This is a genomic window from Acinetobacter sp. CWB-G5, assembly GCF_019209785.1.
GTDB lineage: Bacteria > Pseudomonadota > Gammaproteobacteria > Pseudomonadales > Moraxellaceae > Acinetobacter > Acinetobacter johnsonii.
The window spans coordinates 190,736-210,974 of the sequence record NZ_JAHUTF010000003.1; the positions used below are offsets into that span (position 1 = coordinate 190,736).

The 20,239-nt window shown below is 42.6% G+C and carries 22 protein-coding genes and 2 tRNA genes; 13 read left to right on the plus strand and 11 right to left on the minus strand.

The annotated features are described in order from the left end of the window. Positions 1–328: 328 nt before the first annotated feature. The 4 genes from ompR (at position 329) to KVY11_RS07770 (ending at position 5,128) form a co-directional block, all read left to right on the plus strand. Positions 329–1,093 carry a two-component system response regulator OmpR gene (gene ompR / locus KVY11_RS07755; RefSeq protein ID WP_004691545.1) on the plus strand — a complete coding sequence of 255 codons (765 nt, stop codon included), beginning with the start codon at positions 329–331 and terminating at the stop codon, positions 1,091–1,093. 303 nt (positions 1,094–1,396) lie between these two features. Further along, complete coding sequence (locus KVY11_RS07760; protein WP_078425529.1) at positions 1,397–2,857, plus strand: ATP-binding protein; 1,461 nt, start codon at positions 1,397–1,399, stop codon at positions 2,855–2,857. Between the two features lie 206 nt (positions 2,858–3,063). Beyond that, positions 3,064–4,581 carry an acetyl-CoA hydrolase/transferase family protein gene (locus tag KVY11_RS07765; RefSeq protein WP_004978127.1) on the plus strand — a complete coding sequence of 506 codons (1,518 nt, stop codon included), beginning with the start codon at positions 3,064–3,066 and terminating at the stop codon, positions 4,579–4,581. Positions 4,582–4,708: 127 nt separating this feature from the next. Beyond that, positions 4,709–5,128, plus strand: coding sequence for a GNAT family acetyltransferase (locus KVY11_RS07770; RefSeq protein WP_004691549.1), 420 nt, complete (start codon positions 4,709–4,711; stop codon positions 5,126–5,128). 10 nt (positions 5,129–5,138) lie between these two features. Here the strand turns inward: KVY11_RS07770 and KVY11_RS07775 are convergent, their stop codons facing one another. From KVY11_RS07775 to KVY11_RS07790, 4 genes are all read right to left on the minus strand, one after another. Beyond that, on the minus strand, positions 5,139–5,891 hold the full coding sequence (locus KVY11_RS07775; RefSeq protein WP_218288595.1) for a class I SAM-dependent methyltransferase: 753 nt from the start codon (positions 5,889–5,891) through the stop codon (positions 5,139–5,141). Between the two features lie 142 nt (positions 5,892–6,033). Next, a tRNA-Phe gene (locus tag KVY11_RS07780) sits at positions 6,034–6,109 on the minus strand. A gap of 136 nt (positions 6,110–6,245) precedes the next feature. Continuing rightward, a tRNA-Phe gene (locus tag KVY11_RS07785) sits at positions 6,246–6,321 on the minus strand. 186 nt (positions 6,322–6,507) lie between these two features. Further along, positions 6,508–6,885 carry a GNAT family N-acetyltransferase gene (locus tag KVY11_RS07790; RefSeq protein WP_218288596.1) on the minus strand — a complete coding sequence of 126 codons (378 nt, stop codon included), beginning with the start codon at positions 6,883–6,885 and terminating at the stop codon, positions 6,508–6,510. A gap of 92 nt (positions 6,886–6,977) precedes the next feature. Between KVY11_RS07790 and hisB the strand changes: the two genes are divergently transcribed. The 5 genes from hisB to hisA all read left to right on the plus strand — a co-directional run bounded on the left by hisB (position 6,978) and on the right by hisA (position 10,514). After that, entirely contained in the window at positions 6,978–7,571 is a 594-nt protein-coding gene (gene hisB / locus KVY11_RS07795; RefSeq protein ID WP_004691554.1) for an imidazoleglycerol-phosphate dehydratase HisB, read from the plus strand. Next, entirely contained in the window at positions 7,571–8,188 is a 618-nt protein-coding gene (gene hisH / locus KVY11_RS07800; RefSeq protein WP_004691555.1) for an imidazole glycerol phosphate synthase subunit HisH, read from the plus strand. Before hisB ends, hisH begins: the two co-directional genes overlap by 1 nt. 289 nt (positions 8,189–8,477) lie before the next feature. After that, entirely contained in the window at positions 8,478–8,942 is a 465-nt protein-coding gene (locus KVY11_RS07805; protein WP_078389530.1) for a DUF805 domain-containing protein, read from the plus strand. Between the two features lie 95 nt (positions 8,943–9,037). Next, the gene (locus KVY11_RS07810) at positions 9,038–9,703 is read left to right on the plus strand and encodes a 3'-5' exonuclease (protein WP_218288686.1); all 666 of its coding nucleotides are present in this window, start codon (positions 9,038–9,040) and stop codon (positions 9,701–9,703) included. Between the two features lie 79 nt (positions 9,704–9,782). Further along, complete coding sequence (gene hisA / locus KVY11_RS07815; RefSeq protein WP_004691558.1) at positions 9,783–10,514, plus strand: 1-(5-phosphoribosyl)-5-[(5-phosphoribosylamino)methylideneamino]imidazole-4-carboxamide isomerase; 732 nt, start codon at positions 9,783–9,785, stop codon at positions 10,512–10,514. Between the two features lie 76 nt (positions 10,515–10,590). On the opposite strand, the gene KVY11_RS07820 is transcribed toward hisA, so the two are convergent. Further along, the gene (locus KVY11_RS07820) at positions 10,591–11,139 is read right to left on the minus strand and encodes an XRE family transcriptional regulator (protein WP_184117962.1); all 549 of its coding nucleotides are present in this window, start codon (positions 11,137–11,139) and stop codon (positions 10,591–10,593) included. A 91-nt stretch (positions 11,140–11,230) separates the two neighbouring features. On the opposite strand from KVY11_RS07820, the gene KVY11_RS07825 reads away from it, so the two are divergent. After that, positions 11,231–12,130: a DMT family transporter gene (locus KVY11_RS07825; RefSeq protein ID WP_218288597.1), complete on the plus strand. Its 900-nt coding sequence runs from the start codon at positions 11,231–11,233 to the stop codon at positions 12,128–12,130. A gap of 72 nt (positions 12,131–12,202) precedes the next feature. Here the strand turns inward: KVY11_RS07825 and KVY11_RS07830 are convergent, their stop codons facing one another. Both KVY11_RS07830 and KVY11_RS07835 read right to left on the minus strand, forming a co-directional pair. Next, entirely contained in the window at positions 12,203–13,615 is a 1,413-nt protein-coding gene (locus KVY11_RS07830) for an FAD-binding oxidoreductase (RefSeq protein WP_218288598.1), read from the minus strand. 40 nt (positions 13,616–13,655) lie between these two features. Next, positions 13,656–14,957 (minus strand): APC family permease, encoded by a 1,302-nt coding sequence (locus KVY11_RS07835; RefSeq protein WP_256350721.1) that lies wholly within the window; start codon positions 14,955–14,957, stop codon positions 13,656–13,658. A gap of 129 nt (positions 14,958–15,086) precedes the next feature. On the opposite strand from KVY11_RS07835, the gene KVY11_RS07840 reads away from it, so the two are divergent. Then, positions 15,087–15,446, plus strand: a complete 360-nt coding sequence (locus KVY11_RS07840) for a helix-turn-helix domain-containing protein (RefSeq protein ID WP_218288600.1) — start codon at positions 15,087–15,089, stop codon at positions 15,444–15,446. A 338-nt stretch (positions 15,447–15,784) separates the two neighbouring features. Here KVY11_RS07840 and KVY11_RS07845 read toward each other — a convergent pair whose 3' ends face one another. Genes KVY11_RS07845 through KVY11_RS07855 form a run of 3 tightly spaced genes read right to left on the minus strand, consistent with a single transcriptional unit; the run spans position 15,785 to position 17,799 of the window. Further along, entirely contained in the window at positions 15,785–16,177 is a 393-nt protein-coding gene (locus KVY11_RS07845) for a hypothetical protein (RefSeq protein WP_004691561.1), read from the minus strand. Between the two features lie 28 nt (positions 16,178–16,205). Continuing rightward, positions 16,206–16,835, minus strand: coding sequence for a DUF1294 domain-containing protein (locus tag KVY11_RS07850; RefSeq protein WP_125281398.1), 630 nt, complete (start codon positions 16,833–16,835; stop codon positions 16,206–16,208). Between the two features lie 13 nt (positions 16,836–16,848). Beyond that, positions 16,849–17,799, minus strand: a complete 951-nt coding sequence (locus KVY11_RS07855; protein ID WP_218288601.1) for a homoserine kinase — start codon at positions 17,797–17,799, stop codon at positions 16,849–16,851. Between the two features lie 110 nt (positions 17,800–17,909). On the opposite strand from KVY11_RS07855, the gene hisF reads away from it, so the two are divergent. Next, entirely contained in the window at positions 17,910–18,671 is a 762-nt protein-coding gene (gene hisF, locus KVY11_RS07860) for an imidazole glycerol phosphate synthase subunit HisF (protein WP_371315984.1), read from the plus strand. A gap of 74 nt (positions 18,672–18,745) precedes the next feature. Beyond that, a complete protein-coding gene (locus tag KVY11_RS07865) occupies positions 18,746–19,207 on the plus strand; it encodes a hypothetical protein (protein ID WP_218288603.1) in 462 nt (153 codons plus the stop codon). A 338-nt stretch (positions 19,208–19,545) separates the two neighbouring features. Here KVY11_RS07865 and KVY11_RS07870 read toward each other — a convergent pair whose 3' ends face one another. Beyond that, a complete protein-coding gene (locus KVY11_RS07870; protein WP_183174177.1) occupies positions 19,546–20,184 on the minus strand; it encodes a hypothetical protein in 639 nt (212 codons plus the stop codon). Positions 20,185–20,239 lie beyond the last annotated feature (55 nt).

The window sequence follows — 20,239 nt, forward strand, 5'->3', positions numbered from 1 at the left end:
ATCCCACAAGGATATGTACTAAAAGCCATGATTATAAAGACCAAGACTATAAAATCCACAACTGTTTTTATTAATTTAATGGCTTAAATGTGACATATTTCAGGCAAATTTCATAAATCCATCTCATTTTCAGTGTTAAATCTTATTTTTAGGTATTCTTTGCCATTTTTTTCTATGGGCTAAGATGTATACATTTGGTATCTATGTCTTGATTTTACCTGCAATATTTGTTGCTTTAGAGCATAGTAAAGACATACAAATGAGTCGTATACTCAAGACTATCCCGACTTTTGTTTACGATGACAATAAAGAATAAAGGAGCACTTCAATGAGTTTAGTTGTACCTGCTGAAAAAACAGATGCTGTACATAGCGATGCAGATCGCGTTGAACGCATTTTAGTGGTAGATGACGATGTGCGTTTACGTACGCTACTTCAACGCTTTTTAGAAGATAAAGGCTTTGTGGTGAAAACAGCGCATGACGCAACTCAAATGGATCGTCTCTTACAGCGCGAACTGTTTTCACTGATTGTGCTCGACTTCATGCTCCCTGTTGAAGATGGTTTAAGTATCTGCCGTCGTCTACGCCAATCCAATATTGATACGCCTATTATTATGCTCACCGCACGTGGCAGTGATTCAGACCGTATTGCAGGTCTAGAAGCGGGTGCAGATGATTACTTACCGAAACCATTTAATCCAAATGAGTTGTTAGCACGTATTCGCGCCGTACTGCGCCGCCAAGTGCGTGAAGTTCCAGGCGCACCAAGCCAACAAATGGAAGTGGTCAGCTTTGGGCCATGGTCACTTGATTTATCAACACGTACCCTAACGCGTGAAGGTCAAGTCGTAACCCTAACTACAGGTGAGTTTGCGGTACTGAAAGCCTTGGTACAACATCCACGTGAGCCTTTGACTCGCGACAAATTGATGAACCTTGCACGTGGCCGTGAATGGGGTGCAATGGAACGTTCGATTGATGTTCAGGTATCGCGCCTACGTCGTCTTGTAGAAGAAAACCCTGCTCGTGCACGTTATATCCAAACGGTTTGGGGTGTGGGTTATGTGTTCGTTCCAGATGGCGCGGAATAATTCAAAACTAAAAAATACGGCTTCGGTCTTTTTAAGCTGAGTAGCAATAATCAGCACGACGGAGTCCTAAAATTAAGCTCAACTTTATCGATTAACCTGCGGTTCGCCTTACTTTTGTTTCGACAAAAGTAAGCAAAACCATTGTCATCTGCAAAACTCGGCATATTTCTGCATTTCAACATCATGCTCGCAGAAACTTTATAACACCCAGACCTCCTGCCTCGAACAATTGCAGATGACTTTTCGCGTATCGCATACCTGTCACCATTGAACTATGTCTCTTACATAGAAACAGGAAATCACGTGAAACTCGAACCCATCGACCCTCAAAAATTTACAGATTACGAAGCGTATTCAGAACGGAAACGCACGCGTTGGGAACGCTTTTTAGATAAAATCAAGCCGCGTTCTGCTGCCATGCGCACCACCGTACTGGTACTCTTCATTGTATTTTTCAGTTTATTTATGTCTTTGTGGTTCTTTTGGCGAACTCTATATCTTCCAGAAATCCAGCAACATGCTCGCTATCTTGCTGTTGAAATAGAAATTCTCAACAACCCCGATTTACGGATTTATCATCAAAATACTGAAGTCGATGTCGATGACTGGCTAAGAAGCCGCGTCGGGATTGAATACGTCACCGATCCCAAAGAATATCCCAATGTTAAAGATAAGGTGATTGCCGAGTTCTTTACCAACCAAATTGAAGCTAAGCTGGCCAAAGAATTAAAAGTCGAACATGCCACAGTATATTTCCAATTTAAACCTAGCCCGCGCATTTGGATTCAAACGCCTGAAATGAACGGCAACTGGGTACGGGAACCACTAAAAACCTATGCCAACTACAGCCCTGAGTTAATTTTCGGTTGGCTGCTTGGCGTACCCCTTATTGCAGCAGCCATTATTTTAACCTTGGTTCGTCAGCTCAATCGCCCACTGCGTCGTCTGCAAAATGCTGCCAACAGTTATAGTAAAACAGGCACAGCGCCGTATTTAGAGACCAATCACGGCCCCCAAGAAATTCGTGAGGTCAACCAAGCGTTTAATCATATGATCTACACCCTAGATCAGACTGAACGTGACCGCCGGATTATGTTGGCGGGGATTTCACATGACTTACGCACCCCACTGACCCGTATTCGACTCAGTGCAGAAATGATGCCCGATGATGATTTTTTAAAAGAAGGACTGATTTATGACGTTGAAGATATGGATGCGATCTTAAATCAGTTCATTTCCTATATGCGTGATGGTTCGGATGAGGAAATCCAAGACACCGATTTAAATATGCTGTTACAAGAATTGGTGGTGCAATTCAAACCGCTGGATATTCGTTTTGAACCTGCTGAATTACCGATTATTCAGGCACGTAGTCTGTCTCTTAAACGCCTGATTGGTAACTTGATTAATAATTCAAAACGCTACGGTGCTGAGCCGATTGAACTTTCCGCAACAGTGGAAAATGAACATATTTTAATTAGCGTAGCAGACCATGGTGAAGGCATTCCTGACGATCAAATTGAAGAACTTATGCAGCCTTTTGTTCGTGGCAATGAAGCCAGAACAGTCCAAGGCAGTGGTTTAGGTCTCGCCATTGTAAAGCGCATTGTCGACATTCACCAAGGTCAACTGACTATTCATAATCGAGAACAAGGCGGTCTTGAAGCAATTATTTCGCTGCCTCTTCATCACAATCAAGATGCTGAAATTTCCAGCAACAACCCACTCGAAAAATTAAAGCAAACCTTGGTTGAGCATTTTTAAACTTTGTACAATAGTTGATCAAACGATTTTGTTCAACTATTCAACAATTTAATTTTACCAAATATATTTCAAACACTTACAAATCATCAGAATCCCTTATACCCACATTTTTTCAAAAAATTAGACCTTAGCCTAACAGGTATGCACAATGTCGTTCTTGATCGGTACAATCGGTGCCAGATCCAGAATATTAACGAGAGTAAACCATGTCTTTAGATCGTATCCGTTTAGCTTCACTTCACGATAAAGTCATCAGTGCAGAAGAAGCGTCTGCTTTTATTGAAGATGGCATGACTGTAGGTATGAGTGGCTTCACTCGTGCTGGCGAAGCGAAAGCTGTACCTTTGGCATTGGTTAAACGTGCGCACACAAATCCTTTAAAAATCACATTAATCACTGGTGCTTCTTTAGGTAATGACCTAGACAAGCAATTGACTGAAGCGGGTGTATTGGCACGTCGTTTACCGTTCCAAGTGGACAACACTTTACGTAAAGCCATCAACAATGGCGAAGTGATGTTCATTGACCAACACTTGTCTGAAACTGTTGAGCAAATGCGTAACCTTCAGTTGAAAAAGCCAGATGTAGCGATCATTGAAGCGGTTGCGATTACTGAAGATGGCGGCATCATTCCAACAACGTCGGTAGGTAACTCTGCAAGCTTCGCAATTTTCGCAGAAAAAGTGATTGTTGAAATCAACACCAACTTAAGCCCTGCATTTGAAGGCTTACACGATATTTACATCCCAACTTACCGTCCAACACGTCAACCGATTCCATTGACTCAAGTGGATGAGCGTATTGGTACGCACGCGATCAATATCGATCCTGCAAAAATCGTCGGTATCGTCATCAACAATGACTTGCACGACTCTCCATCAACTGTGACAGCGCCAGATGATGAAACTCAAGGCATTGCAGATCACTTAATCGCATTCTTTGAAAAAGAAGTGGCGGAAGAGCGTTTACCGAAAAACTTAGGTCCACTACAAGCAGGGATTGGCTCAATTGCCAATGCTGTACTCACAGGCCTTAAAGATTCGAACTTCGAAGACCTCGTCATGTACTCAGAAGTCCTGCAAGACTGTACGTTTGAATTGATCGATGCAGGTAAAATGAAGTTTGCTTCAGGTTCATCAATTACCCTTTCTGCAAAATACGGCGAGAAAGTATTTAATAACCTTGAAGCGTACAAAGATAAATTGGTTTTACGTCCACAAGAAATTTCGAACCACCCTGAATTGGTTCGTCGTTTAGGTATTATCGGCATCAATACTGCGCTTGAATTTGATATTTACGGTAACGTAAACTCAACTCACGTTTGCGGTACGAAAATGATGAATGGTATCGGTGGTTCAGGTGACTTCGCACGTAATGCACACTTGGCGATCTTCGTAACCAAATCAATTGCGAAAGGTGGCGACATCTCTTCAATCGTACCGTTTGCATCGCACATCGACCATGCTGAACACGATGTTGACATTCTTGTGACTGAACAAGGTTTGGCTGACCTGCGTGGTTTAGCACCGCGTGAGCGTGCTCGTGCGATTATCGACAACTGTGCACACCCACTTTACCGTGATGCATTAAATGATTACTTTGATCGTTCATGTGCAAAAGGTGGTCATACTCCACACTTACTTCGTGAAGCGCTTTCTTGGCACTCTAACTTCGAAGAAACAGGTCACATGCTTCCTGTTCAAGCAGAAGCGAAATCTGCTTAATTTAAAGTTTTAAAAAACGCCCGATTGGGCGTTTTTTTATGGTTGATGAAAAGTGTAAGAAAACACTTATCAAAATAAAAAAACTCAATTAATCTAAAGGCATCCAAAAAATAAAAATGCCAAGCTCATGTTCATTATTCGCCCCTATCTCGAAACAGATTTAGAAGACGTCATTGCACTTTGGGAGGTATGCGACCTCACTCGCCCTTGGAACAACCCTGAAATTGATATTTTTAGAAAAACCGCACAAAAAGATGGTTTATTTTTACTGGCCGTTAAAGATGAACAACTCATCGCCACGTTGATGGGTGGTTATGATGGCCATCGCGGCTGGATTAATTATTTGGCGGTACATCCACACTTTCAACGCAATGGGGTCGCAACTGCACTCATACAGCAGCTCGAGAAGCGCCTGATTGCGTTAGGTTGCCCCAAACTACAACTGCTTGTACGTAAAGAAAATATCGACGTGCAAAGCTTCTATGAGCAACTGGGCTATGAGGAAATCGAAGTCGTATGCTTTGGTAAACGTCTGATTGCCGATTAAGCTCAGACACTCAATGCGCCGATCCAGGTAGACGACCCAATCTTAAAAAAATTGGAAATTTAAGCGCAAAAACTTGGTTCGCGTGATCATCCAACGCAAAGAATGCTTTGAACTCATATAAGGGGTCATCTGAATTTTTTGCTCGATAATGTTTCAGTGCAGACCATGTATTTAAATAATCCAACAATTGAGCAGCAGACCATTGAAATAACATCGACAATTCAGACGTCGCTATTTCCTCAAAGGGAAAAGGAATGGTTTGATAGGCCTCGTCGATATAACGACGTTCGGCATCCCAATAGCCTTTCAAAGTCTTAAAATAAAGTCGTTCAATACAGCCCTGTAACTCAGGTTGCTGCAGCTGAATTAAACCATAACCAATGACCGCCAAAATGCCGTCAGGTCGTAAAGTCCGCCGCACTTCTGCATAAAAACCATCAAAATCAAACCAATGAATGGCTTGAGCCACCGTGATTAAATCAAAACTCTGCTCGGCAAAACTGGTGTGCTCTGCAGACTGAACTTGATAACTAACATTTTCAAAATAAGGTGCATGTTGTAACTGATGCACACTGATATCTGTCGCCACCACGGCATCAAAATGCGGCGCCAACAATTGAGTTAATTGCCCCGATCCTGCACCACAGTCCCACGCAAATTGAGGAGTTACTACATGCTTGAGTATTTCTTGAATCAAACTCGCTGGATAACTCGGACGTGCGAGTTGATAAAGCTGACTTCCCGATGAAAAGCGGTCTTTCATAAGCCATTCTCAGTCTTATTTTTGACTCAAAATTAGCACATTTTCCATTAACTAAAGCATGATGTTGTCCAACATCTTATACAATCGCACTTTTCATGGGACAAAAAAAAGCCCCAAACATTGTTTGAGGCTTTTTTGAATATGGTGGCGAGACCCAGGATCGAACTGGGGACACACGGATTTTCAATCCGTTGCTCTACCTACTGAGCTATCACGCCGATGCCGTGTATTAAGCCGTATCTCGGATGAATAGTCAATAAAAATCATCACTTTTTTATTTGATCGGATAAATTTCAGACAAAAAAAATCCCTGATGGGATCAGGGATTGAAATCTTTAAATAAGATTTTGAATATGGTGGCGAGACCCAGGATCGAACTGGGGACACACGGATTTTCAATCCGTTGCTCTACCTACTGAGCTATCACGCCGATGTCGCGTATTAAACAGTTTAAGCGAAGCAGCGTCAAGTCCGTTTTCAAAAAAATCATTTGAGTGTTTACTTTTACAGCAAACCCAGCACCCTTCGTACATTTTTTGAGTCATTCTTTGTACTTAGAGCGCATCACCATGGCTATTAATGAATAAAAGCAGCCCAAAGACTGCTTTAAAAAAGCTTAAATTTTACCAATGTGCTCTAAGCAACGGTGAATCGCACCACAACCCGGCTCGAATACTTTGACACCTTTGGCTTCTTCCATACGACAGACTTCTTCAACCAGCCGCTCCGCAACCCCTCGTCCACGGTTAGCAGGATGTACTACGATGTATTCTAAGGTTTTATTTTCACCCTGCCCACTACACCAAATGGCGCCAATGACTTTAGTATTAAATTCTGCGGTGTAAAGTAAGGTATACTGAGCTAGATTTTGCTCAAGTTGTTCTACGGCATCATGCCCATCGCCAAATTCAGGACTGGTGTCGTACAGTCGCTCTAGCTGGCTGCGCAACTCTTCTTTTTCCACTGAAGTATAAGCGTGTACGGTAATAGGCATTGATAAACCCTCCTGAGCAATCTAATATGCGGTGACTTCGTTACGGCGAAACATTTTACATCAATTATTTGACGTCTTTGAGGAACGTGTCTATGACAGAACGTATCAGTGAAGTGGTAAGAAATACCAACGAAACCAAAATTCGAGTTCGTGTAAACCTCGATGGTACGGGTCAAGGCACGCTCAACACAGGTATTCCCTTTTTAGATCATATGATTGATCAAATCAAGCGACATGGCTTATTTGATATTGATATTGAATGTGATGGCGACTTGGAAATTGATGATCACCACACGGTTGAAGACTGTGGTATCACGCTTGGACAAGCTTTTGCCAAAGCTTTAGGTGACAAAAAAGGTTTACGTCGTTATGGTCATTTTTATGCACCGTTAGATGAATCTTTAAGCCGTGCTGTGGTGGACTTATCGGGCCGTCCGGGTTTGTTTATGGATATTCCATTTACCCGTGCCATGATTGGTCGTTTTGATGTGGATCTATTCTCTGAGTTTTTTCAAGGCTTTGTGAACCATGCACTCATGACAGTACACATTGATAACCTCAAAGGTAAAAACAGCCACCACCAAATTGAAAGTGTGTTCAAAGCGTTTGCGCGTGCACTACGCATGGCCTGTGAAATTGACCCACGTGCAACCAACACCATTGCTTCAACCAAAGGTAGTTTGTAATGACCCGTATTGCCCTTCTTGACTATGGTATGGGTAACCTACACTCAGCAGCAAAAGCGCTTGAGCATGTTGGTGCAACAGTCGATGTGACCAATGATCCCAAGTTAGTGGCTCAAGCTGACAAAATTGTATTCCCCGGCGTAGGTGCTATGCGTGACTGTATGCAAGGCATGCATGAAGCAGGGATTGATGAAGTCGTTCGCCATGCGGCATTTAATAAGCCTGTATTAGCAATTTGTGTGGGTATGCAAGCGCTAATGCAACGCTCTGAAGAAAATGGCGGAGTCGATGCTCTCGGTATTTTTGAAGGCAGTGTGAAACGCTTTCCTGATGTAGACGGCTTGAAAGTCCCACATATGGGTTGGAACCAAGTTCATCAGGCTGATCCGAGTCATCCAATGTGGAAAGACATTGAGCAAGATGCACGTTTTTACTTCGTACACAGCTTTTATGTTGAACCGAAGAACTCTGGCATTGTGGCTGCAACTTGTGACTATGGTTTAGAGTTTTGTACCGCGATTCACCAAGAAAATTTGTTTGCGACACAGTTCCACCCTGAAAAAAGTCATACCGCAGGTTTGCAACTGCTGAAAAACTTTGTGGAATGGAAAATTTAATTTATTCCTGCTTCTTTTTGATTGAAAAAGCTCAACTTCGGTTGGGCTTTTATTTATCCAAAATTGATGCATCTAGACTCAAAATAAATCAGAAACAGCTTAAGTAAATAAGGCATGTGACCCTACTCCTGTGTCTTTCAATGTATAAAATCTTTGCTTTACAGCACACTACTACACTCAAGATGACTACCATGCCTTTTCATTGTCACCAAATTTGATTATGATTTGCCTGCTTTTTAGACATTTTTATTTATAAAAAACTTAATTTACAACGATAAGGTAAGTCATTATGACTCAATATGCACAAGAATCTGCGCTGAATGCCGCAGGTCGTTTCGGACGTTTTTCATACCTAGCATGGAACTGTCTACTTGCCATTGTAGCGTCAATTATTCTTGGTATTTTCATCGCCATCTTTCCTAATACATTTGTGAACTTGGAAACAGGTAACTTCGGTGGCGGCATGATTTTTATCGTCCTGATCTATGTTGCGCTGATGTACTTCACGTTTGTATTTACTATTCGTCGCCTACATGACCGCAACCATACGGGCTGGTTATCACTGTTGATGTTGGTGCCTCTTGCCAACGTGATCTTAATGCTTTACCTGATTTTCGCACCAGGCGATGATCGTAGCAACAGCTATGGCTCACCACGCCCAACCGCAGGCTGGGAAGCCGTTTTGGCATGGATTTACATCGTGATTTTCGTTTTAGCAATTATCGGCGGTATTGCGGCTGGTTTTATGTCCTAAAATCACCTGTGTAAAACAGCCTGCCTAGGTCGGCTGTTTTGCTAAATCAACGCAAAAGCTTTAGGCTTAAGCAACAATGGCATAGTCAAAGCATGATGGATTCTTCTTTTCAACACATCCTTCCCAGCAAAGTCGAAATTCAACAATTTCCTCGTTTTCAAAATTTGCCAAAACAAGCAATTCATGTCATTCAAAACTTAGAACAGTGTGAAGCAATCCGCGCTGAACTGGAACAGGTTTCCATCTTCGGTTTCGACAGCGAGTCCAAGCCGACCTTTCAAGTGGGAGAAGTTTCCACGGGTCCGCATTTAATTCAACTGGCCAGCGTCGAGCGTGCTTATTTGTTTCAAATGAGCCCACCCATTTGGAGCTTCCTTGCGCCATTTTTGGCGAATCCCGCCCAGCTCAAAGTGGGTTTTGGTTTAAAAAATGATGCCCATCTGTTCCGTAAAAAAGGTTTTGAGCTCAAGGGTTTGGTTGAGCTGTCAAAATGCTTTGCCAGCTTTGGTTTATCCAACCCTGTCGGCATTAAAAATGCCATCGCCCTGCTGTTTCAACTCAACTTCCCCAAAAGCAAAAAAGTCAGCACTTCAAATTGGGCGAGGAAAGTACTCACGCCTGAACAAGTTGACTATGCCGCTGCCGATGCCTATGCGGCGCTGTTGGTTTTTGAAGAATTGCGGCGTTTAGAGCGACTCCCAAAAGATATTTCCAAAGAATTAGAAAAAACAACAAAACCTTGTCGTCATGAAAAGCTGTAACAGATGCTTAGAAAATTGCCAATACTTTGCTAAGATGACGGACATTGATTTTATTTAAGATTTGGCTAGGAGCGAAAGCATGCTGATCATCCCTGCAATTGACCTGAAAGATGGCAAATGTGTTCGTTTAAAACAAGGTCGTATGGAAGACGATACGGTTTTTTCTGATGATCCTGTTGCAACTGCACAGCACTGGGTAAATGAAGGCGCGCGTCGCTTACATTTGGTCGATTTAAATGGTGCTTTCGCTGGTACGCCAATTCATAAACCTGTGGTTGAAGCCATTGCTCGCGCACAACCTGAACTGCCAATTCAAATTGGCGGTGGTATTCGCTCACTAGAAACCATTGAACACTACTTAGAAGCGGGTGTGTCTTTTGTCATTATTGGCACCAAGGCAGTTCAAGACCCTGAGTTTGTTGAAGAAGCTTGTAAGAAATTTGCAGGTCATATCATTGTCGGTATCGATGCCATGAATGGCATGGTGGCCACCGATGGCTGGGCCAATGTGACCGATGTGAAAGCAACCGATTTGGCCAAACGTTTTGCCGATGCGGGCGTATCGAGCATTGTCTATACCGACATTGCACGTGACGGGATGATGCAAGGTGTGAACGTTGAGCAAACTGTTCAACTGGCACAATACTCTGGCCTACCTGTGATTGCGTCAGGTGGTGTGACCAACCTTGATGACGTACGTAACCTCAAAGGTCAACCGGGTATTTTGGGTGCAATTACCGGTCGTGCAATTTATGAAGGCAGTTTAAACCTACGTGAAGCACAATTGCTGTTAGATGAACAATCGCTCTAATTGTAGAAGTTAAAAAAGAGGTCTTTTGACCTCTTTTTTATGCGCTAAATATCAGTATGTAAGATCTGCATCTTATTTAATAAATCGCATTACGAATAAACTTTAACGGTACAGTTCCACGGTTGATATATTGGTATTCGATGGCACTCGAAAACACAATCGACTCACCTACACCTAAGACTTTCATGTCACCCGCCAAATCCAAAGTTAACTCCCCCTCCATCACATAGAGCATCTCACGCCAACCGACTGGGTCGGGTTCTGCACTATAGTGCTCATTTGGGGCAAGTACCCATGTCCACAGTTCAACTTTTTGTGTTGCTGCCGCCGAGGCCATTAATTTTGCTTCACTGTGTGCTTGTGTACCCTGCCAAGCCAAAATATTGACCACCGCTTGCCCTTGCTGTTCAGGCGCAGCAATAATCTGTACAAAATCGACCTCAAGCACATCGGCAATCAAGCTGAGTTTCGCCAAACTAATATTGTCCTGCCCTGATTCAACTCCAGCCACCATACGACGGCTTAAACCAGCCAAATCCGCCAGTTGTTGCTGGCTCAAGCCTTTTAAACTTCGATAATGACGCACATTTTGACTGACGTGTTGTAGTACCGCAGGAGACTTCATAGAGATAAATCAAAAAAACATTGAGCAATATATTGCACATAAAAACAAAGCATGACAAGCTATGTGCAATATATTGCACACCAATTCTTTTATGTTGAATACTCAGCTCGGCTCTAAAGCACCTGTCATTGCACTGATTTTAATTACCTTTATTTGGGGCGGTACCTTCTTGGCCGTGAAATACGCCTTAAATTACAGCGCCCCCATGTTCTTTGTGGGCTGTCGTTTCGCCTGCGCCGCGACAATTATTGGCTTATTTTCCTATCAACATTTAAAACACATTACCCGACAGGACTTGTGGGCAGGTGCACTCATTGGCTGTATGGTCACTATTGGCTATGGCACACAAACGGTCGGACTACAAACAGTCAGTAGCAGTGAGTCTGCCTTTTTAACTGCACTGTATGTACCCCTAGTACCCGTACTATTATGGTTAATCTTTCGTAAAGTGCCCCATTTTATGATTTGGATTGGTGCGCTCTGTGCGTTCATGGGCTTAGTCTTACTTACAGGCAATAGCCTGAATTCAATTTCACTGAACTTTGGCCAGACCTTAACCCTACTCGGTGCAATTGCTATAGCGATGGAAATTATCCTAATTGGTTATTTTGCCCCAACAGTCGACATTGGTCGAGTGACGGTCATTCAACTGGCAGTTGCCTCTGTGCTCGCCTTTGCAGCCATGCCATTGGCAGGTGAACACCGCATTCCAGACTTTTCATGGCCTTTACTGAGTATTGCACTCGGCTTGGGGCTTGCCAGTGCCGTGATTCAATATGTAATGAATTGGGCACAGCGCTCAGTCAATCCATCTCAAGCAGCGATTATTTACGCAGGAGAGCCTGTATGGGCAGCACTGTTTGGGCGTCTTGCAGGAGAACGCTTAGCACCACTGGCTTTGTTGGGCGGGCTTTTGGTGGTGTTTGGCATTATGATCAGTGAATGGAAACCGAAACTGCTGAAGTCGAAAAAGAACCTCGAACAACTTTAGCCGATCTCCGAAACGAAAAAACTGCTGAATCGAGTGATCAATGGTCACCAATTCAGCAGTATGGTCAGGTGGTTAGAATGACACCATCTTGCCCGGATTAATCATTGCTCCAATTCCATACATGCTTTTGGCTATTGGAATGACCAACGGCGCCAGTGCACGACCAAAAGGAATGTTCTGATGTTGAATACGGGTCAACATATTAAAGTCATCACTTTGACCGCAGAAATCATCCGCAATGGCTTTACCAATACGCACTGTTTGCGCAACACCATGTCCACTCCACCCCTGAACAGCATAGATTGGGTATTGGCTACCAAATTTGCGACTATCCGCGGCACCATTAACGGTTAAATCTGTCGTTCCACTCCACACAAAATCAAGCTGGACTTGCTCTAACTGAGGAAAGACGTGTTGAATACGTCCTAGCAAATAGTCATGAGTTTGTTCAGGACTCCAACACGAACCCGTGCCTTCACCGCCAAATAACAATCGGTTTTTTGAGACCCCGCGGTAGTAGTCAATTTGAAACTGGGTGTCGTATACAGGCAGATCCGTCGGCAAAAGTTCTTGCAAATCTAATGCTAAAGGCGCAGTGGTACACACATAAGTATAAAAAGGAATGGTGGTTTGATTGCGTTCTTCTAAGAGTTTAAATGAGGCATGGTGTACACCCATTACCACACTTTTACGTGCTTTAATCATCCCTTGGGCTGTGGTCACATAAATACCATCGGCACGTTCTTGGATTGACTGTACTTCCGTCTGTTCATAAATCGTGCCGCCGTTTTGGCAAAAGCCATAAGCCAAACCTCGCGTCAGGGCTAAGGGATGAATATGTCCCCCGAGCTGATCCAACTGACCGCCAAAATAGTTGTCGGATTGCACATGCTCACGTAATTCATCCTGGGTCAACATTGAGGTATTTTTTTCATCTAAATACTGACGTGCTTTCATCCCTTCACGCAGTGCATCTAAATGTCCAGGGTGTACCGCAGCCGTCAAGTGTCCATGTTTACGTTGCACATCTAAGTCATATTTTTCAGTGATGCTATCAATCAAAGCCATCGCTTCCGTTGAGGTAAAGTGCCATAACTTTTTAGCCTCTTCAAAGCTGAAGTGCTCAATCATGGTTTCGGCTTCCCAACGTGCCAATCCCGGTGTGAGTTGCCCACCATTACGCCCTGAGGCAGCACTGCCCACTCGGTTTTTTTCAACCAAGACTGTATCAACACCCTGCTCCGACAAATGCAGTGCAGCCGATGCTCCCAGTAAGCCACCGCCTATCACGACCACGTCACATTCGATATCCGCATTTAAAGGCTCAAACTCATGCCATGCTTGTAACGAACTTTCGTAGTAATTGGCTGGATGACTAAACGCAGCACACTGCGGGTTCAACCAATTCCACTCTTTACCACTTTGTGCCGCAGAACTGGCTTTGTATTCAACGTCATCTAAAAATGTCGGTTTATTCATCTTCATTTCATTCACACTCAATATTTATCTCATTTTCATGCAGGTTTTAATATGCATTTCCAATCACAATGTTTTGTCTTTTCAATTTCTTATAAATAAATAGGCCAATGCCTATCGCCAGCCAAGAGCAACCAAAAATTAGCGCATTTCGTTCTAAATTGACCCAAAGGCAAAGCATCACCAATACAGATAACAAGGGAAGAATCAAATTGAGGCATTTGTTTTTAATGCCTTGGGTTTGTTTTTCCAACAGATAGAACTTCACAAAAACTGAGAAATTCACCGCCGTAAAGGCAATCAAAGCACCGAAGCTAATCATGCTGACCACCGTCGCAAGATCTAGAAAAATGGCCGATAGCGAAATCAAGCCAATACTTAAGACGGCATAAAGTGGCGTACCTAATTTTGCATGGAGCTGCCCAAAGGTTGCTTTGGGAAAAATGCCATCTTTCGCCATAATATGAATCAGACGTGAAGCGCTGGCATGGGTGGCTAAACCTGAAGCGAAGGTATTCATGATTTGGGCACATAAAAATACGGCTTGGAAAAGTGCTCCTCCCACATAGAGGACAATTTCAGGTAAGGCTTCGTCAGGGTTGTTAAAACGCACATTGCTTGGAAAATACAGCTGGATAAACCATGAGGCACTAATAAAAATTCCTCCCCCGAGCAACGTGGTAAGCAGCACGGCACGTGGAATATTCTTTTGGGGATCTTTGGTTTCATGGGACATGGTCGTGACCGCATCAAAACCCAAAAATGAAAAACATAAAATCGATGCACCCGCAATCAAAGGCAAAACAGAACTGTCTCCATTAAACAGAGGGGCTAAAGTCAGTACATGATCATAGCCTTGTTCAGAACCCACGCCTTGAATGACTAGATAGATAAATAAAACCATCAGCAGTAAGGGTAAAAGTACAAACAACAGACTTAAATTCGCCAAAATATTGATTCGGAAACAGTTAATCAGCGTAACCAAACCCGTGAATACAACCACCCATAGCCAATACGGCACATTCGGGATCACAGCTTCTAAGTAAATACTTGCCAGTAAGGCATTCACCAAAGGCAACAAAATATAATCTAGCAGTGAACACCAGCCGACAAAAAAGCCTGCTTTGGCTCCACACGACTGTGCCGTGTAGTTATAGGCAGAACCTGAGTCACCACTGATTCGGCTAAAACGTGCATAACTAAATGCGGTCAGTAACATTGCAACCAACGCCAAAATATAAGCCAATGGCACACGACCATCGGTGATCCCAGACACAATCCCAAAGGTATCAAACACGACCATCGGGGTCATATAGGCCACACCAATAATGACCACTTGCCATAGTGACATTTTCTTTAAAGAAAAATCTGCATTTTTCACCGAAATCACCATCTTTCATTTTTTAATCTAGTGATTTTGGTTTTTGCAACAACTATGCCATATAATAACAGATTCGCTATTTTAAAAATATTGAATTAAATGCCAAAGTACGATTTAGAAACTCGAAAAGCAGCGATTCAACGCTATAAACTCACGGATTATAAGGTTGCCGTTTGCAAGGAATTTAACATCTCTCGTGTGACCTTAGACGCATGGATTAAGCTCGAAGAGGAAACAGGCGGCTTGTCTCCAAAAGTAGCCAACAGCCGTGGAGCACCCAGCCATATTAAAGACTGGAGTGCATTTCAAACCTTTGTTAAAAATACAAAATTTCAAAATATTAGCGATTTAGTTCCACTTTTTGAACAACACTTTGGCTATTCGGTTTCTTATGCAGTTTTGGTTCGTGCCATCCATGTTTTGGGGCTAAAACGTCGTCGAGGAAGATTCTACGCTTAGTCAAAAAAGGACTATTTTTTATAATATTCTCTACGCATTAATTCATATAAATAACTGTACATTAATGTAAAGTTAATTTATTAAAAATGTAAATTAAAATTATTAAAAAAGTAATTATTTATAAACAAAAATGTAAGTTATAAATATTAAAAAAGTAAATTTATTAATATAAAAAGGTAAATATTGAAATTCAATTTAGTAAGGTGCTTTTTAAAAGCCTGCGCAAAAATAGAGACTCTGCTGCATCAGCTTGGTTCATCTCGGTGCATAAACCTTGTTATGAAAAAATAAAGTCATAAAAAAAAGGGCACACTGCCCTTTTTAAATCCCATCACTTGTTATTGATACATCGGTTGATTGTCATTTAAACGAATAATGCCTTTAATGGCACGATACACAATCCACACCCATGACAACCCAATCACAGACACGCAGAAGGTTGAAGCACCGAGTGCGACACCTGCGAAAGCGGTGGCATTTTCACCCGTAAAGAATAAGAAAATAAATGGCACAAAGGCAATCACGTTCCAAATCAAATACCACCAAAAGGTGCGAATCTGCCAAGTAAAATGGCTCTCAAAAATGGAACCACGCACAGAGCCACGCTTCACATAATTAATCACTAAAGCAATGATGGCTAAAATCCCTGCGGAAAAAATCGCAACGATATACAAAATATAAAGAATAAAAGTCAGACTACGATTCGGATCTTGATCGACTGAATAATTCATATTGTCCCTCATAAAGTGGGCTTGAACTTTAAATAGGCAAACTATTGAAAGGAGAAATAAGCCATAAAATTAAAAGAATATTGAATAGAATTGTACAAAAGTAAATCTTTCTAAACGGTTGTTTTTGTGTTTTATGTCGTAGCTTTTGCTGCGCTAACCATGCTGCAGGCCAACCGCCCAAAAATGAAAGGAGATGCAACGTGTTTTCAGGTACACGGCGCTGTCCATTTTGCGCAGCCTCTTTGTCTTGTGCATAGAACCAATAACTGGCCGCATTCATCACACTAATCAACAGCAGCACCAATCCACTCAAACGCCCCAGCAATACCAATAGTGCCAAAAACACGATGTATGCCACCGACGCAATTTGCATTGGACTCCAGCGTTGACCCTGTTCGGTCTTTTTCGGTGAGACTTTTGAGGTACGACTCTTTTGGGTTTGTGATGCTTTTAAATAACTGACTTGCTGTGCACGATAACGCCCTTGCGCATCCACAAGCACGTTGTATTCCAACGCACAGCCCAAAATAGGACGAGGACCTTGCCGTGCAAAGTCCTTGATATGTAAAAACACGCGATCTTTGCTGTCATCGTTGGGCTGAATAAAGCCATAGCCTTTTTCATCAAACCATTCAACGAGTCGTCCTTGGTCACGCATTTTTCTTTCCTATTTAAGCAGTTACAAACTTTAAGCGGTCAATCACCATATTACGCATTTCGGCAGGATTTTTCTGCAAAATGTCATCCCCAGTACGGCCTTGTTCTGCATTTTTTTGTGCCACTTGTAAACGCATCATCCAAAAACGCGCAGCGGCCATTGCAAGATACAACTCTAAGCAAGATTTTTCATCAGTCGTCAAAGGACGAATGCTTTCATAGGCGTTTAAGAATGCGATGGCCTTGTCTTCATTTAAATGCACACTTGGATATTCGGTACAGAAGTCATTTAGCGTAATCGCAATATCAAACAAGAACTCATCTTTATTCAGTTCATAAAAGTCTAAAATGCCTTTGAGCTGATTGTCCTCAAACAAAGTGTTGTCACGGAATAAATCCGAGTGGATAAAGCCCTTTGGACGATTCGGATAAACCGCCGATAATGCATCATATAACCCCAACAACTTATTGAGTAGTGCTTGATCCGCCTCACTTAATGTCGGTTTCATTTGTAACGCTACAGCAAGCCAGTAGTCATGGTCACGGTATTCTGCACGCTCCAATGGAAAATCTTGCAGTGCGACATGCATTTGCGCTTGCGCAACCGCAATCGCCTCGGCTTGCTCAAGGGTCGCAGGCATAGGGTGTTTGCCCATCATCCGTGGGGCAATTTGCGCAGGTTTATCTTTTAAACTATGAATGGCTTTGCCTGAGTGACTTAAAGGTACAGGAACCGCTAAACCAGCCTGACCTAAATGCTCAAGTACAGGAACTAACTCGCCTGCGCCCTGCTCATCCATTTCTTCAAATACAGTCAATACATACTGCACAGCATTTTCACACACAATAAAATAGTTCGTATTTTGAATACCGCCTTGAATTGGGATCAGATCGATTACCTCAAGTCCATAAGGTGCTGCAAACGCCTGAACTTCCTGTAAAGTCAAAGTGGTATAAACCGACATATAAAACCTGCAAAAAAACTTACATAAGTTTGATAGAATACCCGCTCCGACTATTAAGGTGTAGCATCTAAGTCGCGAAGTTTCATAATCGGCTGTTATTTTTGGAAAAAATTATGCTAGCTAAACGTATTATTCCTTGCCTCGACGTAGACAACGGTCGTGTAGTGAAAGGTGTTCAATTCCTTGATATTCGTGATGCAGGTGACCCAGTAGAAGTAGCACGTCGATATAACGAACAAGGTGCTGATGAAATTACCTTCTTAGACATTACCGCAACTTCGAATGGTCGTGACACGACTTATCGTACGGTTGAACGTATGGCTGAAACGGTTTTTGTTCCCTTAACGGTCGGTGGTGGCGTTCGCAAAGTTGAAGACATTCGCCTCTTACTCAATGCTGGCGCGGATAAAGTGAGCATTAACTCAGCAGCGGTGTTTAACCCAGAATTTGTACAAGAAGCATCGCAACGCTTTGGCGCACAGTGTATTGTGGTTGCCATTGACGCAAAAAAAACGGGCGAGAATAAATGGGAAATTTTTACCCATGGCGGCCGTAAACCAACGGGTATTGATGCAATTGAATGGTCCGTGAAAATGGCCGGCTTTGGTGCAGGTGAACTGCTGATTACTTCGATGGATGCCGATGGTACCAAAGCAGGTTATGACCTTGAGCTGATGCGTCAAATCAATGACCGCGTGACTATTCCAACCATTGCTTCGGGCGGTGTCGGAAACTTACAACACTTGGCCGATGGTATTTTAAAAGGTGGCGCAGACGCTGTACTGGCTGCTTCGATTTTCCACTTTGGACAACACACCATTCCTGAAGCGAAGAAATACCTTGCAGAGCAAGGCATCGAAATGCGTCTATAAACAGACCATAACCGTAAAACCTATGAAAAGAGTGCTTTCGAGTACTCTTTTTATCATTTTAAAGATGAGAAAAAATGTATCACTTAGAACTAATCTTATTTATTTGTGGTCTATTGATCTGTTTTGTTTTCATCCTTTTGATGAAGAAATATGTTGACCGCCCTTTCGGTATGCTGGCTGTACTGCTACTCCTCGGTTTATGTCTGTTTAGCTATATCAGCTTCTGCAAATACCAGTTTAAACACTATTATGAAAAAGCGCTGATTGCACCTGATCAAATTCGGGCTTGTGGTATTTTTACACAATGGTCGGAGGTCACCCATTATCGACGGCACAACATCAGCACTGAAAAAGTGTTTTACTTTCAGAGTGATCAAGAAGCTTTTTTATTTAGCAATAGTCCGCGTGCCAGACAAAGCTTCCCTGATCTCAAAACCTTAAACATCAACGAGCATGTTTGCTTTCAGTTTTCCCCAAAATATAAAGATGAAATGGATCGCTATATTTTAACCGACTTTAAAAAGCAGGCGAATTAAAAGACTCAATTACGCTGTACTTCGGCACAGCTGAGCTAATGCTGAGTTGAACAGTACTATCGATTATGCAGCAGATGTTAAAGTTTAGAATGCTCGTTGGCTCTTGACCGAACTTATGCTCTCAATTTTTGAGATAAAAAAAGGGAGTCTTGCGACTCCCTATAAACCTAGAATAACTACAACATTGACTTGTTAAACTGGAAAATGAAAAATGACGTACTAGTGCTCATGAGATGATTTCACCTCATCAACAGCTTTACTATAGAATGTTCAAATGACGAAATATTGACAATACATACCAATATTATTGACAAATCACGACAAAAATACCTATTCCGTTATCCTGCAACCGTTTCAGTCGTCTGCGCTGAGTTCAGTGGAATCGCTTCAGGCGCCTTAACCCATTTTGCAGGGAAGACCTGATTGACCCACTGGGTGAGCTTTTTCGACACCACTTGAGGTAAAGCAATACCCAACGGATTTTGCTCTTGCAAATCCAATGAGGAAATGACCCGCGTTCCTAAAATATAATCAAACCACGGTTTGGTCACACACCAGTTGGCATCCTGATTGGAGTTCATATGATGATCATAATGCCAAGGAATCTTACGCATTGCCCAGTCTGGCTCTAAGTGCGCACGGCGGTGGATATAATAATAATTTCCTGCACTGTACAACACAGACAACGTCATGCCTTTGGAGACAGGATAAAATAACGTCCCAAACACACCCGCCACGACAGCGAGTGATACGATTTCATTTTTAGTGCGCCAATTGCTCCAACCTTCAACATAACCATGATCATGAAATGTGGTTTTCCGCACTTCTCGGTGATGCTCCCAATGCGATTTCATACTGTCAGGCACGGGGCTATAGCGTGGCTTTCCAGCACGGTGTGTTCCATGCAAAATATATTTATGTGCAACCCACTCAAACGCATTGGCAACCACTAGTCCTGCGACAAAACCCTTCCACATGGCAAATTCCTCCTATATTCAGATTGAATATAATGTGGAAACTATGCTAAATATT